This is a genomic window from Cupriavidus sp. 22TCCZM04-2, from assembly GCF_057798895.1.
This window is the reverse complement of the sequence record NZ_JBYOJS010000015.1, coordinates 44761-67182: the sequence shown is the minus strand read 5'-3', so window position 1 is coordinate 67182 and position 22422 is coordinate 44761. Positions and strand designations below refer to the sequence as shown.

At 67.6% G+C, this 22422-nt stretch carries 18 protein-coding genes; 12 read left to right on the top strand and 6 right to left on the bottom strand.

Annotation, left to right across the window (positions count from 1 at the left end; genetic code table 11):
* Positions 1-293 precede the first annotated feature (293 nt).
* The 3 genes from folE to AC3FKG_RS21015 all read left to right on the top strand — a co-directional run bounded on the left by folE (position 294) and on the right by AC3FKG_RS21015 (position 1994).
* Positions 294-1055 (top strand): GTP cyclohydrolase I, encoded by a 762-nt coding sequence (folE, locus tag AC3FKG_RS21025; protein WP_483712002.1) that lies wholly within the window; start codon positions 294-296, stop codon positions 1053-1055.
* A 22-nt stretch (positions 1056-1077) separates the two neighbouring features.
* The gene (locus AC3FKG_RS21020) at positions 1078-1521 is read left to right on the top strand and encodes a BLUF domain-containing protein (RefSeq protein WP_483712003.1); all 444 of its coding nucleotides are present in this window, start codon (positions 1078-1080) and stop codon (positions 1519-1521) included.
* A gap of 179 nt (positions 1522-1700) precedes the next feature.
* On the top strand, positions 1701-1994 hold the full coding sequence (locus tag AC3FKG_RS21015; protein WP_483712004.1) for a nicotinamide mononucleotide transporter: 294 nt from the start codon (positions 1701-1703) through the stop codon (positions 1992-1994).
* 23 nt (positions 1995-2017) lie between these two features.
* Here AC3FKG_RS21015 and AC3FKG_RS21010 read toward each other — a convergent pair whose 3' ends face one another.
* Positions 2018-2272 (bottom strand): hypothetical protein, encoded by a 255-nt coding sequence (locus AC3FKG_RS21010; protein WP_483712005.1) that lies wholly within the window; start codon positions 2270-2272, stop codon positions 2018-2020.
* 647 nt (positions 2273-2919) lie between these two features.
* Between AC3FKG_RS21010 and AC3FKG_RS21005 the strand changes: the two genes are divergently transcribed.
* The 3 genes from AC3FKG_RS21005 (at position 2920) to AC3FKG_RS20995 (ending at position 8148) form a co-directional block, all read left to right on the top strand.
* The gene (locus AC3FKG_RS21005) at positions 2920-3567 is read left to right on the top strand and encodes a response regulator (protein WP_483712006.1); all 648 of its coding nucleotides are present in this window, start codon (positions 2920-2922) and stop codon (positions 3565-3567) included.
* A 6-nt stretch (positions 3568-3573) separates the two neighbouring features.
* Positions 3574-6639 (top strand): hybrid sensor histidine kinase/response regulator, encoded by a 3066-nt coding sequence (locus AC3FKG_RS21000; protein WP_488744033.1) that lies wholly within the window; start codon positions 3574-3576, stop codon positions 6637-6639.
* A 117-nt stretch (positions 6640-6756) separates the two neighbouring features.
* The gene (locus AC3FKG_RS20995; protein WP_488744032.1) at positions 6757-8148 is read left to right on the top strand and encodes an MFS transporter; all 1392 of its coding nucleotides are present in this window, start codon (positions 6757-6759) and stop codon (positions 8146-8148) included.
* Positions 8149-8220: 72 nt separating this feature from the next.
* On the opposite strand, the gene AC3FKG_RS20990 is transcribed toward AC3FKG_RS20995, so the two are convergent.
* The 3 genes from AC3FKG_RS20990 to AC3FKG_RS20980 all read right to left on the bottom strand — a co-directional run bounded on the left by AC3FKG_RS20990 (position 8221) and on the right by AC3FKG_RS20980 (position 11013).
* Positions 8221-9195: a Bug family tripartite tricarboxylate transporter substrate binding protein gene (locus tag AC3FKG_RS20990; protein WP_483712009.1), complete on the bottom strand. Its 975-nt coding sequence runs from the start codon at positions 9193-9195 to the stop codon at positions 8221-8223.
* Between the two features lie 63 nt (positions 9196-9258).
* Entirely contained in the window at positions 9259-10071 is an 813-nt protein-coding gene (locus AC3FKG_RS20985) for an SDR family oxidoreductase (protein ID WP_483712010.1), read from the bottom strand.
* Positions 10072-10101: 30 nt separating this feature from the next.
* Positions 10102-11013, bottom strand: coding sequence for an IclR family transcriptional regulator (locus AC3FKG_RS20980; RefSeq protein WP_488744031.1), 912 nt, complete (start codon positions 11011-11013; stop codon positions 10102-10104).
* Positions 11014-11598: 585 nt separating this feature from the next.
* On the opposite strand from AC3FKG_RS20980, the gene AC3FKG_RS20975 reads away from it, so the two are divergent.
* Genes AC3FKG_RS20975 through AC3FKG_RS20955 form a run of 5 tightly spaced genes read left to right on the top strand, consistent with a single transcriptional unit; the run spans position 11599 to position 16181 of the window.
* Complete coding sequence (locus AC3FKG_RS20975; protein ID WP_483712012.1) at positions 11599-12462, top strand: branched-chain amino acid ABC transporter permease; 864 nt, start codon at positions 11599-11601, stop codon at positions 12460-12462.
* A gap of 11 nt (positions 12463-12473) precedes the next feature.
* Positions 12474-13499, top strand: a complete 1026-nt coding sequence (locus AC3FKG_RS20970) for a branched-chain amino acid ABC transporter permease (protein WP_488744030.1) — start codon at positions 12474-12476, stop codon at positions 13497-13499.
* Entirely contained in the window at positions 13492-14256 is a 765-nt protein-coding gene (locus AC3FKG_RS20965; protein ID WP_483712014.1) for an ABC transporter ATP-binding protein, read from the top strand. Before AC3FKG_RS20970 ends, AC3FKG_RS20965 begins: the two co-directional genes overlap by 8 nt.
* Positions 14243-14950 (top strand): ABC transporter ATP-binding protein, encoded by a 708-nt coding sequence (locus AC3FKG_RS20960; protein ID WP_483712015.1) that lies wholly within the window; start codon positions 14243-14245, stop codon positions 14948-14950. Before AC3FKG_RS20965 ends, AC3FKG_RS20960 begins: the two co-directional genes overlap by 14 nt.
* A gap of 58 nt (positions 14951-15008) precedes the next feature.
* On the top strand, positions 15009-16181 hold the full coding sequence (locus tag AC3FKG_RS20955) for an ABC transporter substrate-binding protein (RefSeq protein ID WP_488744029.1): 1173 nt from the start codon (positions 15009-15011) through the stop codon (positions 16179-16181).
* A 75-nt stretch (positions 16182-16256) separates the two neighbouring features.
* Here AC3FKG_RS20955 and AC3FKG_RS20950 read toward each other — a convergent pair whose 3' ends face one another.
* Together AC3FKG_RS20950 and AC3FKG_RS20945 are read right to left on the bottom strand one after the other, a co-directional pair.
* Positions 16257-18818 (bottom strand): DUF6600 domain-containing protein, encoded by a 2562-nt coding sequence (locus tag AC3FKG_RS20950; protein ID WP_488744028.1) that lies wholly within the window; start codon positions 18816-18818, stop codon positions 16257-16259.
* Positions 18819-19218: 400 nt separating this feature from the next.
* Entirely contained in the window at positions 19219-20547 is a 1329-nt protein-coding gene (locus AC3FKG_RS20945) for a putative bifunctional diguanylate cyclase/phosphodiesterase (protein WP_483712018.1), read from the bottom strand.
* Between the two features lie 253 nt (positions 20548-20800).
* Between AC3FKG_RS20945 and AC3FKG_RS20940 the strand changes: the two genes are divergently transcribed.
* Positions 20801-22420, top strand: coding sequence for a methyl-accepting chemotaxis protein (locus tag AC3FKG_RS20940; RefSeq protein WP_488744027.1), 1620 nt, complete (start codon positions 20801-20803; stop codon positions 22418-22420).
* Positions 22421-22422 lie beyond the last annotated feature (2 nt).

The window sequence follows — 22422 nt, the reverse complement described above, 5'->3', positions numbered from 1 at the left end:
CAAGATCACTCGGTGGTCCCTGGAAGATACCCCGTCGGGGGAAGAACCGCTGCCGGTCAGGCGGCGCGGTTCGGAAATTATGTGGGTTTGTCGGCGGCTTGCGTGCCGCACTTTAGCGTTGTCATCAACAATTCACGGAGGCCTTGCGCGGTGTGCACCGGGCATCGCTTGCCGCCCTTGCCGCAGGTTGTGGGGGCCGGACATCTGCCATATAGTGAAGCACGGCGCACCACGCCGGCCGGCCCGGGGCGGGCAGCACCATCCGCCCTTTTTCTACACTGAAGCGGCTCTCCATGACAGACAAGGACGCGGCGCATCACGGCGCGAAGAAGGTACCCGGCGAAGCCACTCCGGCGCGCGGCGAGTCCGGCTTGTCGTCCGCCACATCGGACCGCATCCGCGCACGCCTGCTGGCCGCGCGGGAACGCTTCCACGCCAACGACAACATTGCCCGATATATCGAGCCGGGCGAGCTCGATGCGCTCCAGGAAGAAGTGCAGGCACGCCTGGAAGAGGTCCTGCGCGCGCTGGTGATCGACGTGGACGAGGACCACAACACGCGCGAAACCGCGCGCCGCGTCGCCAAGATGTACCTGAAGGAAATCTTCGCGGGGCGCTACGCCAAGCCGCCCCCGGTCACCGAGTTTCCGAATGTGGAGCAGCTCAGCGAACTGATGATCGTCGGGCCGATCCGCGTGCGCAGCGCCTGTTCGCACCACCTGTGCCCGATCATCGGCAAGCTGTGGGTCGGCGTGATGCCGAACCAGCATTCCAACCTGATCGGCCTGTCCAAGTACGCGCGCCTGGCCGAGTGGATCATGTGCCGGCCGCAGATCCAGGAAGAAGCCGTGGCGCAGGTGGCCGACCTGCTGCAGGAAAAGATGAACCCGGACGGCCTGGCCATCGTGATGGAGGCCGAGCATTTCTGCATGCACTGGCGCGGGGTGCGCGATACCGACGCCAAGATGACCAACAGCGTGATGCGCGGCTCCTTCCTGAAGGACGGCAGCCTGCGCCGGGAGTTCCTCGCGCTGCTCAACCGCAACGGCAAATAGCGCCACCATCCGGAGCCGCCGTATGCTCGTCCGCCTGCTCTATGCCAGCCGCGCCCGCCAGGCAATCGACGCCGCCATGCTCGACGCCATCCTGGCCACCGCCCTGGAACGCAACCCGCGCCATGGCATCACCGGCGTGCTGTGCCATGGCAATGGCGTCTTCCTGCAAGCGCTGGAGGGCGAACGCCAGGAGGTGTCCCGCTTGTTCCAGGCGATCACGCGCGATCCGCGCCACCATGACATCGTGCTGCTGCACTTCGAAGACATCTGCCAGCGCGATTTCACCGGCTGGGCCATGGGCCATGTCAACGCCGCCCGCATCAACACCGCCACCCTGCTCAAATTCTCCGCGCGCGCGGAGCTGGACCCGTTCCGCACCGCCGGCCAGGCATCGCTTGCGCTGCTCAAGGAACTGAGCGCCGGTGCCTCGGTGGTGGCACGCGCCGCCGATCGCGGCCGGTCCTGAGTTCCAGCTTCGTCCAAGTTTGTTCGCGAATTGACGGTCCTGCGGCCAATACGGGCCTTGCGCCGCAGATTCCAACCTTCCATGCAAACCTGAAAACACTTGCACACGCCTGCGTTCCCCGCTAAAGTTCGCGGCAGATTGTATGCAAAAAATGAACACAAAATCAGGAGACACGCGACATGGATTTCGCCCCGCAAATCGTTCCCAATCTGCTCAACGGACTTGAATGGTCAGGCTGCGCCCTGGCCATGAGCGGGTCGCTGCTGGTGGCCTTGCACAACCGCGCGTCGCGCTGGGGATGGATCGCGTACCTGTGCTCGAACCTGGTCTGGAGCGTCTTTGCGCTGGTGACGGGCACCTATGGCCTGTTCGTGCAGCAGCTCGGCTTCACGGCGACCAGCTGCTATGGCCTGTACCGCCACACCATGTATCACCGCGATCTCGACCGCAAGGCGGCGGGCGCCGCCGCCTGAGCGCCGGCGCGTTCCCCTATCCGCTACACGGTCACCCGGCCAAACAGGCCGCATTCGAGATCGCTCTCGAATTCCTCGACCCATTCGCCACCCGCGCCCGCTTCATAGGCACTGCCAGCGTCCGTGCTCAGCCGGCGCACGCTGATGCGGCGCAGCGCATCGCCATTCCTTTCGTCGGTGATGTCGAAGTCGTCCGGGACCATGCCCATCTGCCTGCATACCTGCGCGAACTGTTGCTGTTCCTCCGGGGAAAAATCGGAAAACGGTCTCGTAGCCATGGCATCCTCCGTCAGGTCATGAGATCGCCGCATGCGCGCAGCGGGAGCGTGCATCACGCAGGAGGCGCGACGCAAAAAATGGCTGGCATGCCGGTGGCATGCATCGACCCACTGTGAGTTGTTGTTCCGGGGGTTCAGCGCTTGCGCCCGGTCTTCGCCACGAACGGCGTGGGCGCATGCTGCACCGAATGGCCGCCGCACGGGGCACGCACCGCCGGGCGGCACACACGTGCCGGCAGGCATCCTTCGTGTTGCCGAATTCATTCTAGGCGCAGGCGGCAAGGTGGCAAGGCCGACGCCGCGCCGGCGCCTGCCACGCCACCTGAGGATTGCGCTGCCTCAGCATTCGTGCACGCCAGCATCAGGCGACCCTTAAAGCGCGAAATAAACTAGCCGAAATACGATTCAACGGCGCATATAAGATAGCCAGAATCTCGGGGATTGTAGGGATGCAATAGCTCGTCTCAATCGGCCATTGCCGGTTGGCGTCCACAATTACGAGGTCATCGTCAAATGTTTCCTGACTGTAGGCATCGGCCGGCGTTGCGCCGGCCGCAACGCAGCACCCCTTACCCCAGCTCCGCCCTCCCCCTTGCCAGGAACCGCGCGCGCCGCCATGATCCGCGCGCAGGCGCCGGAGGCCTGCCATGAACGAACCGCTCATACGCGTCGCCGTTGCCGACGACCACCCGCTGGTCGTCACCGCGCTGCGTGATTGCCTGCAGCGATCCGCACGCTTCGAGGTCGCCTGCGCCTGCGCGAGCGGCTCGGAACTGGTGCAGGCGCTCGACAGGCAACCGGCCGACATCGCGATCACCGACTTCTGCATGGGCCACGGCAATGCCACGCTGGACGGCTTCAACCTGCTCCATCGGCTGGCGCGGTGCCATCGCGGCACGCGCGTCGTCGTGGTCAGCGCGCAGTCGAATGCGGCGATCATCCGGCGAGCCATCAGGCTGGGGGCGCGCGCCTTTGTCAGCAAGGAAGACGAACTCGATGAAACCTTGCGCGCGTGCGTCCATGTCATGAGCAGCGACATCTGCTACTACTCGCCGTCCATACGCGCGATCCTCGACAACGCGGCCATGACGGACGCACCCGCCACCGATCTCACGATGCGTGAACTGGAAGTGATCAGGCTCTATGCGCAGGGCATGCAGCTCAACGTCATCGCCGCCAAGCTCGGGCGTTCGGTCAGCACCATCTCCAGCCAGAAGACGGTCGCCATGCGCAAGCTCGGCGCGCACACCAATACCGACCTGATCCGTTTCGCCTACGAGAACGGTCTGATCTGAGCGCCCATGCAGCAGCTTCTGGACAGTACCCGCGTGTCGCTGGAGAGCGCCTTCGACACGCTCGCCGACAAGGCTCGCCGGCAGCAGCGTCTTTACTCGGCGACCATTGCCGTGCTGATCGCGCTGGTGGTATTCACCGGCATCGTGCTGGCGGCGCTGGAAACAGACAAGCACCTGAGCCGTCAGCAAAACCAGGTTAGCCGTTATGCCGCCACCCTCTCTGAGCGCCTGGAAAGCGAGGCGGCCTTCGTGAAGCGCAGCATCCTGAGTGTGCGCCGCTACCGTGAACCAGGTCCCGCGCAGATGGCGGACGCGGCCGCGATGGCGTCGGTCCGCGCGACCGGCGTTGCCCGCGTCGCCGATCCGCTCGCCGGACACGACTACTACCTTCTCGCAACGGCCGCCACGCGGCATGCCTGGGGACCTTCGCTGCCGGCGCAGCTTGCACGCCTGCAGCAGATTGCGCTCGATACGCTGGCCACGCAGCAGGCCTTCGGCCTGGACCAGCCGGTCTATGTCCTGTCGCTGGAGGACGACAGCGCCGCCGTCCTCGCGCGCCGGCGCCCTGCCGCGCAAGCCACGACGCCGATCCGGCCCGCGCTGATCGACGCCCTGCGCGACGCCATCACGCAGGCCCTTCTGGACCGCACCGGCCATGCAGTGCCGCATGGCGACGCGCAGGTCTGGGCCGGCCCGATCCGGGATCCGCTCACCGGTACGATGGCCATGCTGAGCATCGCAGCGACCTATTCGGGCGATAGACCGACCGTCCTGATCGCGACGTGCGTGCCGGTCGGGGACTTCCTGGCGCAACTCGACCGCACCGCAGACACCGCGCTGCTGGCCCTGCTCAACCCGGCCGACGAGGCCATCGACGTCGCCGCGCCGGCCTTGCCGGTCCAGGCGCCGGTGATCCGCGACGCCATATCTCAAGCGCGACGACAACCGCGCAACCTGTCGCACTACACGCGCCGGGGCGTGCTGATGGTCCAGCCGCTGAAGCCGGCGTTCGGCACGCTGGTGTGCTTCGTGCCGTATGGCTTGCTGATGCCTGCGCTTGCTCCGGGACTGGCGGTGATCCTCGGCGTCGGGCTGCTGCTGATCGGCGCCATCGTCCTGATTGCGCGCTACTGGGGCCGCCAGCTGTTGCGGCGGACCCATTCGGAGGCGGCGCGCGCGCTGGAACAGCAACTGCGTTCCGCACAGCAAGCTACCGAGGCCATGATGCGCGCGCGCTCGCGCTTCTTCGCCGCCATGAGCCACGAGATTCGCACGCCGCTCAATGCCCTGATCGGCAACCTGGAACTGCTCGCGCGCAGCCCCGGCCTCGAAAGCCACGCGCCGCGGCTGCAGGCGCTGGGCACCGCCGCGGAAGGGCTGCGGCGCATCGTCAACGACATCCTCGATTTCTCGAAGATCGATGCCGGCAAGCTACAACTGCTCAGCAAGCCCTTCCGGCTGGCCGATGCACTGGAAAGCCTGGCGCTGACATACGCGCCGATGGCCACCGAGCGCGGCATCCGGTTCAGCCTGCAACTGGAACCGCAACTGGATCGCGAAGTGTGCGGGGACCGCATGCGCCTGACGCAGGTCGTCAATAACCTGCTGAACAACGCCTTCAAGTTCACCACGAGCGGCCGCATCACGCTCAGTGGCAGTTACGGCCCGGACGCGCTCGGCCGCCCCATGCTGACCTGCCGCGTCAGCGATTCGGGAATCGGCATGCCGCCCGCACTGGCCGAACGCGTCTTCCAGCCGTTCGTGCAAGGCGATGCCGTCGCCACCAGCGGCCACGGCGGCACCGGCCTGGGCCTTTCGATCTGCGCGCGGCTGTGCGAACTCATGGGCGGCAGCATCGGCGTGCAGAGCGTGCAGGACGTGGGCAGCGCCTTCACCATTGCCGTGCCCTTGCCGGCCGCCGGCGACGACGCGGCGACGGCCAACCGCCCGGATGCCGTGCCCGCACGGCGCGGCAGCGTGATGGTGCTGTGCCCTGACGCGAAGACCGGCGAATGCCTGGAAGCCTGGCTGGCGACGGCGGGCTGGCGAACCCACTTGCCGGCATCGCCGGCCGCCGCGCGCGAGCACCTGGAGAGCCACCATCCGCAAGTCATCGTCGCCACGGAGGAATACCATCCGGAGGCCTTCGCTGCGCTGCGGGCGCTCAGTGCCGCGCCCGTGGTCTGGCTGACGCCGGACGGTCCCCATCGGCCCCGGCAAAGCGCGCCCGGCATCTTCGAGGTAACGAGCTTCAGCCACGACGCCCTGCTCGCCAGCGTGGCATCCGCTGCCGCGGGCCCGCAGGATGGCTCCGCGCCGTCACCCGCCGCGGGTGACCCCGGCCAGCCCGCCGCGCCGGCGTGGCGCCCCTTGCCAGACATCACCGGGCTGGACATCCTCGTTGCCGAGGACAATCCGCTGAACCAGACGGTGATCGCCGAGCAGCTCCGCGCCCTGGGCTGCCGTCCCATCATCACCGACAACGGCAAGCAGGCGCTGGCGGTCGCGGAGTCGACCCATGTGGATGCCGTCCTGACCGACATCCATATGCCGCTGATGAACGGCTACGCCCTGCTGGATGCCCTGCGCGCCCTGCATCCCGACCTGCCGGTGCTCGCGTTCAGCGCGCTTGCCCAGCAGGAGCAGGCCGAGGACTGGCAGCAGCGCGGTTTCAGCGGCTACATCACCAAACCCGCGTCATTGCGAGAGCTGGGCGACGCGCTGCAAGCCCTGCGCGAACTGCACGCGCGCAAGCTGCCGGACGCCTGTGCCGACCAGGAACGCTATACGCGCCTGCTGCGCGAGCAGTTGCAAACCGACTTGCCCGAGCTTGCGCAGATCCTGGCCGCCAGGGACCTGCACGCACTCCAGGCCTGGACGCACCGCGCCGCGAGCGGTTTCAGGATCGTCCTGCAGACCGCGCTGCATGCCCGTTGCCGCGCCGTCGAGCAGCTCTGCCTTGGCTCCCGCCACTGGAGTCCGGCCATTGCAGAAGCCGGCGAGGCCTTGCAGGCGCTGGCGCTGCGCTACGCCAGCGACGGCCCCGCAGCCGCCGCGCCCGACAGCGCCTGATTCCGGCGGCGCGACTTCTACCACAATCCGCCGATTTGCGGGCAACGACCGGCGCGCCGATAATGAGGGCGCCGCACCCGGCCTCGCGGGCGCGTCCTTGCCGCCATTGTCTTCCCCATGCCGTTACATCAAGGCCTCCCCCAGCCGCAGCGCACCTGGGCCATCCTCACCGTCTTCTGCGGGCTGATCATGGCCGTGCTGGACGGCTCCATTGCCAATATCGCGCTGCCGTCGATCGCGCGCCAGCTGCAGTCCGAGCCTTCGAACACAATCTGGGTGGTGAACGCCTATCAGCTCACGGTCACGGTGTGCCTGCTGCCGCTGTCGTCGCTGGGTGACATCCTGGGATACAAGCGTGTGTACCGCGCCGGGCTGGCCACTTTCCTGGTTGGATCGCTGCTGTGCGCGCTGGCAGTCAACCTGCCCATGCTGGTCGCGGCGCGCGTGCTGCAGGGCCTGGGCGGGGCCGGCATCATGAGCGTGAATACGGCGCTGGTGCGCTTCATCTATCCGCCGACGCGGCTGGGCCGCGGCATCGGGCTCAATGCGCTGGTGGTCGGCGTGACCACGGCGGTGGGCCCGTCGCTCGGGGCCCTGATTCTGTCGCTGGCGAGCTGGCAGTGGCTATTCGCCGTGAACGTGCCCGTGGCGATCTTCGCGCTGGCGCTCAGCCGCAGCGCGCTGCCGGCAACGGCGCCGCAGCCGCGCGATTTCGACTACCCGAGCGCCGTGCTGTCCGCGCTGGTGTTCGGCCTGTTTATCCTCGGCGTCGATGGTCTCGGCCATGGCGGCCTGCGCTACGCCGGTGCCGCCGCGGTAGGCCTCACCATCGTGCTGGGCTGGATCCTGGTGCGCCGCCAGCACGGCCGCCAGGCGCCGCTCGTGCCCGTGGACCTGTTTGCCAGCCGCGCCTTCACGCTGGCGGTCGGCACGTCGTTCTGCTCGTTCATGACGCAGATGCTGGCGTTCGTGGCGCTGCCGTTCTATTTCGAGTACCAGTTGGGCCGCTCGCTGCACGAAACGGGGCTGCTGATCACGCCCTGGCCGTTGACGGTGGCGCTGATGGCGGCGCTGTCGGGCCGCCTCTCGGACCGCTATCCCGCCAGCATCCTGGCGGGCCTCGGGCTGGCGCTGCTTGCGGCCGGCCTGCTTGGCCTGGCATGGCTCGGCCGCGATGCCAGCAGCCTCGATATCGTCTGGCGCATGGCGATGTGCGGGCTTGGCTTCGGCCTGTTCCAGTCGCCCAACAATCGCGCCATGATCGGCGCCACGCCGCCCGAACGCAGCGGCGGCGCGAGCGGAGCGCAGGCCACCACGCGCCTGCTCGGGCAGACCACCGGCACCGCCGTGGTGGCCCTGCTGTTCAGCCTGGACGAGACCGGTGGCGCGCGCTTCGCGCTCTATGTGGCGGTGGCCATGGCTACGCTCGGCGCGGCGATCAGCCTGAGCCGGCTACGCGATGCCGACACCGCCCAGCACACCCAGGCCACCCCGGAACCCGACGCCTGACGTCTTTGGTCATTGCACGATCGGAGGGCGGTTGGACCGTCATTGCCAAAGCCCCCCGAACGTCTTAACCCCTCACTCCGCCTTCGCCCCCGACTCCTTCACCACCCTCGCCCACTTGGCGATCTCCGCCCGCTGGTAGCTCGCCAGCCGCTCGGGCGTACCAAGCACCGGCTCCAGACCGAGCGTCCGGAGCTTTGCCTGCACGTCGGGAAGCGAATAGATCCGGTTCAGTTCCGCATTGAGCTTCGCAACCACATCCTTGGGCGTATTCACTGGCGCGAAAATCGCGAACCAGGAGTCCGCCTCGAAGCCGGGAAGGCCTTGCTCGGCCAGCGTGGGAATGTCCGGCGCCGAGGGCGAGCGCTTGGCGCTGGTGACGCCGAGCGCGCGCAGCTTGCCTTCCTTCACCACGGGCAGCGCCGACGGCAGGTTGTCGAACATCATCGTGATGTGGCCGCCGAGCAGGTCGGGGATCGCCATGGCCCGCCCCTTGTAGGGCACGTGCGTGATTTTCACGCCTGCCATCGCGTTGAACATCTCTCCGGCCACGTGCAGCGAGGTCCCGACGCCAGGCGTACCGAAGGTCAGGCCTCCCGGCTTCGCCTTGGCCATCGCGATCAGTTCGGCCACGTTCTTCGCCGGCACGTCCGGATGCACGACCAGCACATTGGGGGTCGTGGCAACGAGGATCACGGGCGCGAAATCCTTGACCATGTCATATGGCATCTTGCTGTAGAGCGCGCCGTTGATCGAGTGCGTGCCCACGGTGCCCATCGCCAGCGTGTAGCCGTCGGCCGGCGCATGGGCCACGGCCTCGGCGCCGATATTGCCGCCGGCACCGGGCTTGTTGTCCACCACGACCGGCTGCCCCCACGCAGGCGAGATCTTCTCGGAAACGATGCGCGCCAGCGTGTCGGGCGCGCCGCCGCTGGGAAACCCGACCACCATCCGGATCGGCTTGTTCGGATACGCCTGCGCCTGCGCGGCGGGGGCACTGAACACAGCGGCAGCGGCGAGCGCGGCCACGGCAACGGAACTGACTCGCATCGGTTGTCTCCTGGCGGTCCGGCGCCTGCGTGGGCGCCGGCTGTTCTGTGGAAGAATTTGGGACTACACGGCGCTACCGCCGAACTCCTGCATGACCTTCTCGTGCAGGCGGCGCATGCCGCGCAGCCAGCGGTCGTAGTCCTGTCCCTTGCGGCGATAGTATTCCAGTACCTCGGGGTGCGGCAGGATCAGGAAGCGCTCGTCGGCCATGCCTGCGAGCGTGGCATCGGCCACATGCTCGGCCGTGACCGATCCCTCCTGCAGGAAGCCCTTGCGCTCGCCGTTCTCGCCGAACAGCATGTTGGTCTGCACGCCCTGCGGGCAGATGCAGCTCACCTTGATGCCGCGGTCGCCGTAAGTGATCGACAGCCATTCCGCGAAGCCGATGGCCGCATGCTTGGTCACCGCGTACGGCGCCGAACCGATCTGCGACAGCAGCCCCGCGGCCGACACGGTATTGACGAAGTAGCCGTCACCGCGCTCGAGCATCTGCGGCAGCACCGCCTTGGCCGCGTGGATGTGCGCCATGACGTTGATGTCCCAGATGCGCTGCCATTCCCCGGCGCTGGCGTCGAGCCCCTTGCGCAGGATGATGCCGGCGTTGGAGCAGAACACATCGACCTGGCCGAAGCGGCGCGTCGCCTCGTCCGTCAGCGCCTGCACGGCGCTGGCATCGGCGACATCCACCGCCTGCCCGAATACCTTGCAGTCGGGGGCGGCCGCCTGCACTTCGGCGGCCACCGAGGCAGCGCCGGCGGCGTTCAGATCGGCGATGGCCACGCCGCGCGCCCCGGCCTGCGCGAAGGCCAGGGCCAGCGCACGGCCGATGCCCGTGGCACCGCCCGTCACGACGACGGTCTTGTCTTTGACTTGCATGCGTGTGTCTCCTCGTGTCTGTGTTGTCTTTCAGTTGGCTTCACGCGCGTCGGGTGTTGCCGGCGCGGGTCGTGTCGATCCTTGCTGCCCGGCACCGGCCTGCCACAACCGCGCCTGCAGCGTCTGGGCCAGGTCGCGGATGCGGGGGCCCAGGTTGCCTTCCAGGATTTCGGGTGACAGCCGCGCCGCGGCGCCACCGATATTCAGCGCCAGCACCTCGCCGCTGCCTTCGAGCCGCAGCGGCGCAGCGGCACCGCTGACGGTACGGTCCCACTCGGCATGGGCCACGCAGAAACCGCGCCGCGCGTGGTCGCGCAGCGAACGTTCGATCTTGCCGCGCACCGGCGCCCAGCGCGCGCCATAGTGGCGCTCCAGTTCGGCCAGCGCGGCTTCGCGGCGCGCTTCGTCGAGCCCCGCCAGCCATGCGCGTCCCATCGCCGAGGTAGCCATCGGCAGGCGCGCGCCGGGCGCGAGCCGGATCACCAGCGCGCCGCGCGGCTGGCACGATTCGAGGTAGACCATAGCGTGGCGGTCGGGCATGGCCAGCGCAACGGTGCAGTCGGTCGCGAACGAAAGCGACTGCATCAGCGGCTGCGCGATGTCGCGGATGCCCGCGCCGGAAATATAGCGATGCCCCAGCACCATCGCGCCCTGCCCCAGCCGGTACTTCTCCGTCGACTCGATATAGGCGAGGTAGCCGAGCGAGGCCAGCGTATAGGTCAGGCGCGACACCGAAGGCCGCGGGATTCCCGTGCGGCGCGACAACTCAGCGTTGCCCAGGTAGTCGTCATGCGGCCCGAACGCGCGCAGCAACTCCATGCCGCGCGCCAGCGCGGTGACGAAGTTGCGGTCTTCAGCGGGCTCCGCCGCACCGCAAGGCATGGCGGGCATGACGTGGGCGGCATCGGGCGGCGGGGCCGGGATGGAGGTGGAGCGCTTCATGCAAAGCCGGATGTTGTCCAGCTTCACTAGATACCAGTTCGCGCCTCGCTCAAGCCGGCTATGTAGCGAATACATAGGGGTCATAGGTGCCATGGATGGCCCGGTCCGCCGACCAAGGTGGCCCGCGCATCGCGCACCGGGCGAGCCTGTCAGGGATTTCCTCTAGACCGTGCGCCCTCAGCGAGTCCCGTGGCGCGCAGCTATTTCGCTGTGCGGAATACTGGGCCAGTTTCCTTGACTCCCCTTCGACCCCATGCAAAAGTCGTTGAAAACGAACGACCGTGCGGGAATTGTCACTTCCACGCAACGGCGTTGCCGGCAACGACCGGCACACCGCGGCGCAACAGCGCAGACCGCATCGCATAGGAGACAACCATGCAACACCCGCAGTACGCATCTGTCCGCGAGCACCACCCCCGACTGGCGCAAGGCGCCCACCCGGCCCCGGCACCGCTCGCCGCGGCCCGGATCCTCGACTGATCCCCTCTTTCACATGCGCGGCAGCCCGCGGGCTGCCGCCATGAACCCACGCGCCCGCTTGCGGCCGGCGCGTGCCCTGTTTCGTGAACTTCACGAGGTGAGCCTGTGGCATTGTTCCTTCAACAGATCCTGAACGGCCTGACGCTGGGCGGCGTGTACAGCCTGGTGGCTCTTGGCCTGACGCTGGTCTACGGCATCCTGCACGTGCCGAATTTCGCGCACGGCGCTTTCTACATGGCCGGCGCCTACGTCTCGTACTACCTGATGACCACGCTCGGCCTGAACTACTGGCTGGCGATGCTCGGCGCGGCCGTGGTGGTGGCGATGCTGTCCATGCTGGCCGACCGGCTGGTGTTCCATCCGCTGCGCAATGCGCCCGAGCTGCACGACATGATCGCGGCCATCGGCATCCTGCTGTTCCTCGAAGCCGGCGCGCAGGCGCTGTGGGGCGCGGATTTCCACCGCATGCCGACGCCTTATGGTCAGGTCGTTGAACTGTTCGGCCTGACCGCGCCGCTGCAGCGCCTGCTGATCATCGCCGCGGCGTTCGCGCTGATGGTGCTGCTGCACCTGTTCCTCACGCGGACCATGACCGGCGCCACCATCATGGCCATGGCGCAGAACCGCGAAGGCGCCGCGCTGGTCGGCATCGACGCCACGCGCGTGACGCTGCTGGTGTTCGCCATCTCGGGCGCGCTCGCCGCCATCGCCGCCACGCTCTACGCGCCGATCAACCTGGTCTACCCGAGCATGGGCAACCTGGTCATCACCAAGGCCTTCGTCATCATCATCCTGGGCGGCATGGGCAGCATCCCGGGCGCCATTGCCGGCGGGCTCATCATCGGCATGGCCGAGAGCTTCGGCGGCTTCTATGTTTCGACCGACTACAAGGACATCATCGCCTTCGTGCTGCTGGTGGTGATCCTGTCGATCCGGCCGCAAGGCCTGTTCGCCGGCAAGGCGGCCTGAGGACTACGACGATGAAAGCACTGCAAGGAAAGACCGGCTGGATCCTGCTGCTGGCGCTGGCGATTGCGTTCCCGCTGATCACGCCCAACAGCTACTACCTGACCGTGATGACGCTGGCGTTCATCTACGCCATCGCCACGCTGGGGCTGAACCTCATCACCGGCTACACCGGCCAGCTCAACCTCGCGCACGGCGGCTTCATGGCCATCGGCGCCTACACGCTGGGCATCCTGACGGTCGACCACCAGGTGCCGTTCTGGCTGGCGTTCGCGCTGTCCGGCGTGGTCAGCATGGCGATCGGCTATGTGGTGGGCCTGGTATCGCTGCGGCTGAAAGGCCATTACTTCTCGATCTTCACGATGTGCATCGGCTACATCATCTACCTGCTGATCGAGAAGTGGGAAAGCCTGACGCATGGCACCGTGGGCCTGATCGGCATTCCGGTGCCGGCGGCGATCGGCCCGGTCACGTTCGACAGCGTGCCGGCGCAGTACTACCTGGTGCTGGCCTTCCTGGTGATCGGCACTTACCTGATGCATCGCATCGTCACCTCGCTGCTGGGCCGCAGCTTCATGGCCGTGCGCAACAGCGACGCGCTGGCCGAGGCGCTGGGCATCAACCTGATGCGCACCAAGGTGCTGTCCTTCGTGCTGTCGGTCGGCTATGCCGGTTTCGCGGGCGCGCTCTATGCGGGCCAGGTGCGCTTCCTCGGCCCCGATATCGCGCGCACCGACCTGACCTTCGACATGGTGATGGCGATGCTGGTCGGCGGCACCGGCACGCTGTTCGGGCCGCTGCTGGGCGCGGTGCTGGTGCCGTGGGTCACGCAGACGCTGCAGTTCCTGCAGGACTACCGCATGCTGGTGTTCGGCCCGGTGCTGATCCTGCTGATCATCTTCTTCCCGGACGGCATCGTCGGCTCCTGGCTGAAAAAGCAGGCGCGCAAGGCTGCCGCCGCGCGCCGCGGCAACCGCCGGCCTGCCGCATCCCCCGCCGCCGCACCCGTAGCCACCACCGCCGGAGCCGACCGTGCTTGAGATCCGCAACCTGACCAAGAAATTTGGCGGCCTGACCGCGGTCAACGATGTCTCCGTGACCTTCGAGCAGGGCCATATCAACGCCATCATCGGCCCCAACGGCGCCGGCAAGACCACGTTCTTCAACCTGATCGCCGGCACGCACGCGCCGAGTTCCGGGCAGGTCCTGTTCAAGGGGCAGGATGTGGCCGGCCTGCGCGCCGACCAGATCGCGCGGCTCGGCGTGGCGCGCACGTTCCAGGCCACGGCGCTGTTCGACCGCGCCACGGTGCTGGACAACCTGATCGTGGGCCACCGCCTGCGCACGCGCTCGGGCCTTGGCGATGTGCTGTTCAACACGCGCCGCCTGCGTGAAGAAGAGCGCCTGTGCCGCGACAAGGCCGAAGCCGCGCTCGACTTCGTCGGCCTCGCGCATCTGGCGCACGAGATCGCCGCCGATATCACGCAGGAAGCGCGCAAGCGTGTGGCCTTTGCGCTGGCGCTGGCCACCGACCCCGAACTGCTGCTGCTCGACGAGCCCGCCGGCGGCGTCAACCCGGAGGAAACCGTGGGCCTGGCGGAACTGATCCGCAAGATGGTCCGCCACGGCAAGACGGTCTGCCTGATCGAACACAAGATGGACATGATCATGCGCCTGGCCGACAAGATCATGGTGCTGAACTACGGCGAGAAGATCGCCGAAGGCACGCCGGCGCAGATCCAGCAGGATCCGCATGTCATCGAGGCCTACCTGGGAGCCGACCATGTTGCAGCTTGAACGCGTCTCGCTGTCGTACGGCAGCTTCCGAGCCCTGGACAACATCACGCTGCATGCCGGCGCCGGCGAACTGGTGGTGCTGCTCGGCGCCAACGGTGCGGGCAAGAGTTCCATCTTCCTGGCGATGAGCGCGATCCACCGCATCAGCGGCGGCAGCATGCGCTTCGACGGCCGCGAGCTCTCGGGCATGAAGCCGTCGCAGATCGTGCAGGCCGGACTCGTGCATTGCCCGGAAGGCCGCAAGCTGTTTCCGGCCATGAGCGTCGAGAAGAACCTGACGCTCGGCGCCTACGTGCACCGGCGCGATTCGGCCGGTATCCGCAAGACGCTCGAAGAGGTGTACGAGATGTTCCCGATCCTGCGGCAAAAGAAGGACGACCCCGCAGGTTCGCTGTCAGGCGGCCAGCAGCAGATGGTGGCATTGGGCCGCGCGCTGATGAGCCGTCCGCGCGCGCTGCTGCTCGACGAGCCTTCGCTGGGCCTGGCGCCGCTGGTGGTCAAGCAGATGTTCGAGATCATCCAGCGCATCAACCGCGCGGGCACCACGGTGCTGCTGGCGGAACAGAACGCGTACGCGGCGCTGGGGATTGCACATCGCGCGTATGTGATCGAAAGCGGCCGCATCGTGATGGAGGGCGACCGCGATTCGCTGCTGAAGGATGAAGGCATTCGCAAGGCATACATCGGCGGCTAGCAAGCCGCGCTTCTATCAACCCGGACAAGCGCAGTAAGAATCCATCAAGGAGACAGACATGCAGAGCAACATCATCCGCCGCATTTTCCCGCTGGCCGCCACCGCCGTCGCCGCCATGCTGGCCTCCGGCGCCGCACTGGCCCAGGAAGTCGTCAAGATCGGCTACACCGGGCCGCTATCAGGCGGCGCGGCGCTGTATGGCAAGAACGTGCTGTCCGGCGTGCAGATGGCCGTGGACGAGATCAACGCCTCGGGCCTGGAGGTCAAGGGCAAGAAGGTGAAGCTCGAAGTCGTGGCGCTCGATGACAAGTACTCGCCCGCCGAAGCCGCCATCAACGCGCGCCGCCTGGTGCAGCAGCACAAGACCCCCGCCGTGTTCGTGCCGCATTCGGGCGGCATCTTCGCGCTGCAGGCCTTCAACGAGCAGGAGAAGTTCCTGGTCATGGCCTATTCGAGCGTGCCGCGCATCACCGACGCCGGCAACAAGCTGACCATCCGCATCCCGCCCGCCTACACCGGCTACATCGAGCCCTTCGTCAAGGCGCAGATGAAGCGCTACGGCAAGAACGTGGCGCTGGCGCCGGCCGACCACGACTACGCCAAGGCGTGGGTGCAGGCCTTTGTCCCGGCCTGGGAAGGCGCGGGCGGCAAGGTCGTCGGCAACAACCCGATGTCCTATACCAAGGCCACCGACTTCTACAGCGGCGTGTCGCGCGCCATCACCGACAAGCCGGACGTGATGTTCGTCGGCGGGCCGTCCGAGCCGACCGCACTGGTGGTCAAGCAGGCCCGCGAACTAGGCTTCAAGGGCGGCTTCATCATCATGGACCAGGCCAAGATGGACGAGATGGCCAAGGTCACCAACGGCCTGGCCATGCTGGAAGGCTCGATCGGCGTGCTGCCGCTGGTCAGCGACGGCCGCCCGGCCGCGCAGACGTTCAATGCCAAGTACAAGAAGCTGCATGACGGACGCGATGCCACCACCGAGATGTCGCTGAACTACACCATGGTGTATGCGCTGGCCGGTGCGATGAAGCTGGCCGGCACCACCAGCGATGCCGTTGCGATCCGCGCGAAGATGCCGGAAGCCGTCAAGGCGCTGCCGAAGGACGCCAACCCGAACGAGGTGGAAGGCATCGACGCCAAGGGCGGTTCGGTCGCCGATACCGTGGTGGGCTGGGTGCAGAACGGCAAGATCTCGCCGGTGCGCCTGTCGGAACTGGCGAAGTAAGGCGTTGACATAACGATGCGGGCCGTCAGGGTGCACCCCTGACGGCCCGCATTGCCTTGTGCTGTCGCCGTTCTGCTAGCGGCCGTCGTTGCGGGCTTCCTGATGCCCGCGGTCATGTTGAGCGCGCTGCTGCTGGCGCTGCTGTTCCATCTGCTGCTGTTGCTGCTGTTGCTGCTGCTGTTGCTGCTGCCGCTGGCGTTCCTGCATCTGCCGCTGCTGATCCTGCTGCTGGCGCTGCTGCTCCTGTATGGCACGCTGCTGTTGCTGCATCGCGCGCTGCTGCTCCTGGGCGGCGCGCTGTTGTTCCTGCGCGGCGCGTTGCTGGTCCTGTGCCCGCCGCTGCTGCTCCTGCATCTGGCGCTGCTGCTCCATCTGCTGGCGCTGCATGGCCTGCTGCTGGCGCTGCTGGTCGGCCATCTGCCGCTGCTGCTCCTGCTGGTGGCGCTGTTGCTCCTGCATCTGGCGCTGCTGTTCCATCTGCTGGCGCTGGGCCGCCTGCTGCTGGCGCTGCTGCTCGGCCATCTGCCGTTGCTGCTCCGCCTGCTGGCGCTGCGACTCCATCATGTGGCGCTGCTCTGACTGCTGGCGCTGCTGCTCCTGCAACTGCCGCTGTTGCTCCATCTGCTGGCGCTGCACGGCCTGTTGCTGCCGCTGCTGATCGGCCTGCTGTCGCTGCGTGTCCATCTGCTGGCGCTGCATGGCTTGTTGCTGCTGACGCTGCATCGCCTGCGCCTGGTCTTGCGCTTCATGGCCCTGGCGCTGCTGCTCCCATTGCTGGCGCTCCTGCGCCTGTTGCTGCTGCCGGCGCAGGTCGGCGCCCTGCCGTTGCTGCTCCTGTTGCTGGCGTTGCTGTTCCATCTGCTGGCGCTGCATCACCTGTTGCTGCTGGCGCTGGAGTTCCTGCCCCTGGCGCTGGGCGTCGGGCATCTGGACCAGCCCCTGCACCTGGTCGGGCCGCGTGGTGAAACCGCGGCCATTGCCACGCCAGGGATCGCCGCCCATCGCCGGGGCGCCGCGTTCGGCACCGGCCGGCGGGCGCCGCCCGGCATCGTCGTCGTGGCGCTGCGGCGGTATGGCGGGCCGCGCGGCCACGGCAGCCTGGCTCATGCGCACGTTCGGCGCGACTTGCTGCGCGTCCCTGCCGCGTGGCCGCGTGTCGCCGCCGCGCCATACGGGGCCAGCGCCCGACACCACGCCGCCTTCGCGGGCGAAGCGCCGGGCCAGTTCGTCATGCGCGGGTTGTCCGGGCGGGCGCGCCGCAATCGCCTGGCGCTCGAACCCCTGGCGCGCCTGTGGCGGAAGCTGGCGGACCGGCGCCGCGCCGAGCAGGCTGCCCTTGACCGGCGCTACCGGCGGCGCGCCGCGGGCCTCGCCCTGCGGCAAGTTGCGCCATTCATTGCCGCGCAGATTGCGCGGTACCGGCCGGCCTTCGACGAAATTGCGCGCCGGCATGCCGCGGATCGCGCCCGGTACATCACGGTTCGGGCGCTGCTCGCCGCGGAAGCGGTAGTCGTTGGACAGGTAATTGACGTTCACGCGGTTGATCCGCGTGACATAGGCCGGGCTCGCGCGGTACACGGGCCGGTAGGCGTCGCGCGGGCCAAGCGGATACCAGGCCACGCCCGGGCCGCCGCCCACGCGCACGCTCCAGTTGGGGCCGGCGCCCACAAAGCCGACCAGCGCCGGCGCGTAACACGGCCGCGGCACGCGCGGTCCCGGCACCCAGCCCCAGCGGCTGCCGATATAGGCCCAGCGCCCATAGTGGAACGGCGCAAACCCCCACGGCGCATCGTCGATCCAGGTCCAGCCCCACGGCGCGACCCAGGCCCAGTGGCCGGTGCTGTATGGCGCCCACCCCGTATCCACCGCGCGCGGAAACCATACCGCGCCGTAACCGGCGTCTTCCTGCCAGTCGCCGTAGCCGTCCAGCGCGGCATAGCCGGGCATGTCGCGCGGCACGTAGCGGGCCGAGGGCGACGCGTCTTCGCGCGCATCGCGGGCGGCGGTCCAGCGGTCGAAATCGTCCTCGGGCGGCAGGTTGCCCGGGCCGGCATCGGCCAGGTCGGTCCCGCCAAAACTCATGCGCTCGCCGCGGTTCATCTCCAGCGAGCGGCTGTCGCCATAGATCACGGCGCGGCCATGGCGCATGGTCACGGTGGTGACACTGCCATCGGGCGACACGTCCAGCCGGTAGTCGCCCGGCTCGCGCGGCACGAAGGCCAGGTTGGGCGTGTCGACTTCCACCGGCTGGTCCTGCGGCAACGCGCGCACCCGCAACTGCAGCGTACCCTGCGTGAGCTTGACCTGCGTGGCGTTGTCGTCCAGGTTAAGCACGCTGACGGCCGTCGCGCTGCCCAGGCGGACGGTCACGGCGCCGGCATGCATCTCGGCACGGCCGCCGTTGTCGACCCACAGGCGGTCGCCGGTGGTGATCGGCCGGTTCAGGCCGGCCGCGGCCCACTCGTCAGAGCCGGCCGGGGCAAAGCTGAGGTTGCCCGCCGCCTCGGTCAGGGTAGCGACGCGCGATGGCGGATCGGTCTGCTCGACCACCGCTCCTGGCTCGCCAAGCGGCGAAGGCTGGGCATGACCCGGCCATGGCGCGAAGGTCAGGGCCAGGCCGGCCGTCACGGCCAGCATGGGCAGCCAGGTTGTGACGCTGGCCTTCAGGCGGCGAGGGCCAATGGCGGAATTTCGGTCAGGCGCAGGTGAGCGATACATGGATTCGAGAAGCTGGGAGAACAAGGCCCACGGCGCAAGGCCCACGGCGGCCGGCGGCCGGCGGCCGTCCTGATGTCACCATACATGGAGCAACGTCCCCGGGAGTCCGGCGCGGACAAGACTTTGTAAGCGGTTATTTCCTCTGGCCGCGGCATGGCGGGAGGATACGTGCCGGCGAAGCACGATGGAGGCCGGAACCGGCGGTATGGATGAAGGCGGCAGTGCAAGCGGCCGTCAAAGGCGGAAACAACTCCTTGACTCTCGCCGTCTCCTGGTACCGCCAGCGCCCTGGCAACAACGGGCGCGCGCGGTTCCGGTGTCAGTTCCCTGATTGCTCGCGCAAGTGCTCTGTAAGCCGCTCCGCGGGGACGGGCCGGCTGTACAGATAGCCTTGCGCCTCCCAGCAGCCATTGGCCAGCAGGAAGTCGCGCTGTTCGACCGTTTCGACGCCCTCCGCCACCACGCCGATCTGCAGGCTCTGCCCGACGTTGATGACGGAGCGGACGATGGCGGCATCCACCGGATCCTGCGTCACGTTGCGCACGAAGGACTGGTCGATCTTCAGACGGTCAACCGGGAACGACTTGAGGAAGCTCAGCGAGGCGTAACCCGTACCGAAGTCGTCGCAGGTCAGGGTCACGCCGTCGCGGCGCAGCGCCTGGAGCTGGTCGGATACCTCGTCGCCCTGCTGCAGCGCGATGGTCTCGGTGATCTCGATTTCCAGGCTGGACGGCGGCAGTTCCAGCGCGCGCAAGACATGGCGCACCTCGGTCACCAGCCGGCTTTCGGCCAGTTGCGCGGCGAACAGGTTGATGGCCACGCGCGGCGCCTGGGGCAAGGTCAGCGCCCACGCCCGCGCCTGCGCGCAGGCAGTCTGCAGCAGCCACATGCCCACGTCGCTGGCCACGCTGCTGGCCGCCAGCGCATCGATGAAGCTTGCCGGCGCGAGCAGGCCGCGCGTCGGATGGCGCCAGCGCAGCAGCGCCTCGGCGCCCATGATGCGGCCGTCGCGCAAGTCGACCTGGGGCTGGTAGTGAAGCTCGAACTGGCGCTGCGCGTAAGCCTCGTGCAGCGCCTGCACCAGCGACAGCCGCGTGGTCACGTCCTGGCGCATCTGCGGCTTGAAGAAGCGGATGGTGCGCCCGCCATCGTGCTTGGCACGGGCCAGCGCCAGGCTGGCGGCCGCGAGCGCGTCGGAGGCTAGATCGCCGGCGGCCGGCAGCACGCACGCGCCCACGCTGGCAAGCACGTGATGGCGGCGCCCGCTGTATTCGTGCGGCGAGGACAGCATGGAAAGGATTGCGGCGCAGACGTGCCGAACCAGGGTCGGATCCGAAATGGAAGGCAGCAGCACCGAGAACTCGTCGCTGCCGACGCGGGCGATCACGGCATCGCGCGGCGATGCGTCGCGCAGCCGGCGTGCCACGCCTTGCAGGATCAGGTCGCCCTCGGCATGGCCGTGCATGTCATTGAAGGCGCGGAAATCATCAATGCCGATCAACAGCAATGCGCAGCGGGGCACCGCCTCGCTTTGCAGGCGTGCCTCCAGCCGCTTTAAGAATCCCCCCCGATTCCCGACCCCGGTCAGCGGATCGGTCTCCCCGTCTGGCGAAGCGCCAGCCGCTTTCGCCCCCGACTTGGCCACCATCCCTGCCTCTTTTGCAATTATCGACATTGTTACCAGATCTGCAATTCAGGGAAGTGTGACGAAAACCATGAAAAAAGCAAGCGCTTCGGGAATTCCGGCGTGCGCGCCAATGCGGCTTAGCAACGCCCGGCTCCTGCCAGTCGCGCGGCGTTGAAACCGCCCCGGGGTTACAGTACCCTACCGCGCATTGCCGCACTGCCGGCCGGGCGCCGCGGCTGCCCTGAAGAAGAACACGGAATACGGGAACCAAGCCTTGAACCACTGGACCATCCGCAAGCGCATCCTGGCAAGCTTTACCTTCATCCTGCTGGTCATGGCACTGATGGGGGTTGTGGCCTACAACCGGCTCTCGTCGATCGAGCGGGAAACCAACCTGATGCTCAAGGACGCCCTGCCGGGCCTCCAATACAGCACCAGCATCCGCGGCGCCTGGGGCGAGATCTATGTGCTGGGCTGGGAAACCATCAAGGCCACCGGCGACAGCCAGCGCCAGGAGTACCGGCAGCAAGTGGCCGACGTCCGCGCGCGGCTGGAGCGGCTCGAACAACAGTACGAGACCACCATCACCCGCGACAACGACCGCGCCACCTTCAACCAGTACAAGACGGCCAAGGCCAGGTATGAGCAGGTGGCGCTGCCGCTGTTGCAAGCGACCAGCGGGAAAGGCGTCGATTCCACCGAAGCGCTGCTGCGCGGCGATGCCCACCAGGCCTGGCAGGATGTGCGCAAGCTCGCGCAGGCCATGGTGGACGACAACAATGCCGTGAACGAGCGTTCCGCGCACGGCATCAATGCGGCCGTCAACTCGGCCAAGGTCGGCATCGAGGTGGCGCTGCTGGTCGCGCTGGCGGTGGCGGTCATCTGTGGCTACCTGCTGCTGCGCGCCATCACCGTGCCGATGCGCTCGATCGTCGGCCTGCTGGCCGGCATCCGCGGCGGCGACCTGCGCCTGCGCATGGCACTGAAGCGCGGCGACGAATTCCAGGACGTCGAGGAAGGCTTCAACCAGATGACGGGCGAGCTGACTTCGCTGGTCGGCCAGGCCCAGCGCTCCGCGATCCAGGTCACCACCTCGGTCAACGAGATTGCCGCGACCGCGCGACAGCAACAGGCCACCGCCACGGAAACCGCCGCGACCACGACGCAGATCGGCGCCACCTCGCGCGAGATTTCCGCCACGGCGCGCGACCTGGTCCGCACCATCAACGAGGTCTCGAACGCGGCCGAGCAGACCGCCGGGCTCGCCGGGACCGGCCAGGTCGGCCTGTCGCGCATGGAAGCCACCATGCAGCACGTGATGGACGCGGCCGGCTCGGTCAATGCCAAGCTCGCCACGCTCAATGAACGGGCCGGCAATATCAACCAGGTGGTCACCACCATCGCCAAGGTGGCGGACCAGACCAACCTGCTGTCGCTCAATGCCGCGATCGAGGCCGAAAAGGCCGGCGAATACGGCCGCGGCTTCTCGGTGGTGGCCACCGAGATCCGCCGCCTGGCCGACCAGACCGCCGTCGCCACCTACGACATCGAGCAGATGGTGCGCGAGATCCAGTCCGCCGTGGCCGCCGGCGTGATGGGCATGGACAAGTTCTCGGAAGAAGTGCGCCGCGGCATGTCCGACGTGACCCAGGTCGGCGACCAGCTGTCGCAGATCATCGGGCAGGTGCAGTCGCTCGCGCCGCGCGTGCAGATGGTCAACGAAGGCATGCAGGCGCAGGCCGGAGGCGCCGAGCAGATCAACCAGGCGCTGATGCAATTGTCCGAAGCCGCGCAGCAGACGGTCGAGTCGCTGCGCCAGTCGGGCCAGGCCATCGACGAGCTGACGCTGGTGGCCAACGAGCTGCGCAGCGGCGTTTCACGCTTCAAGGTATAGCG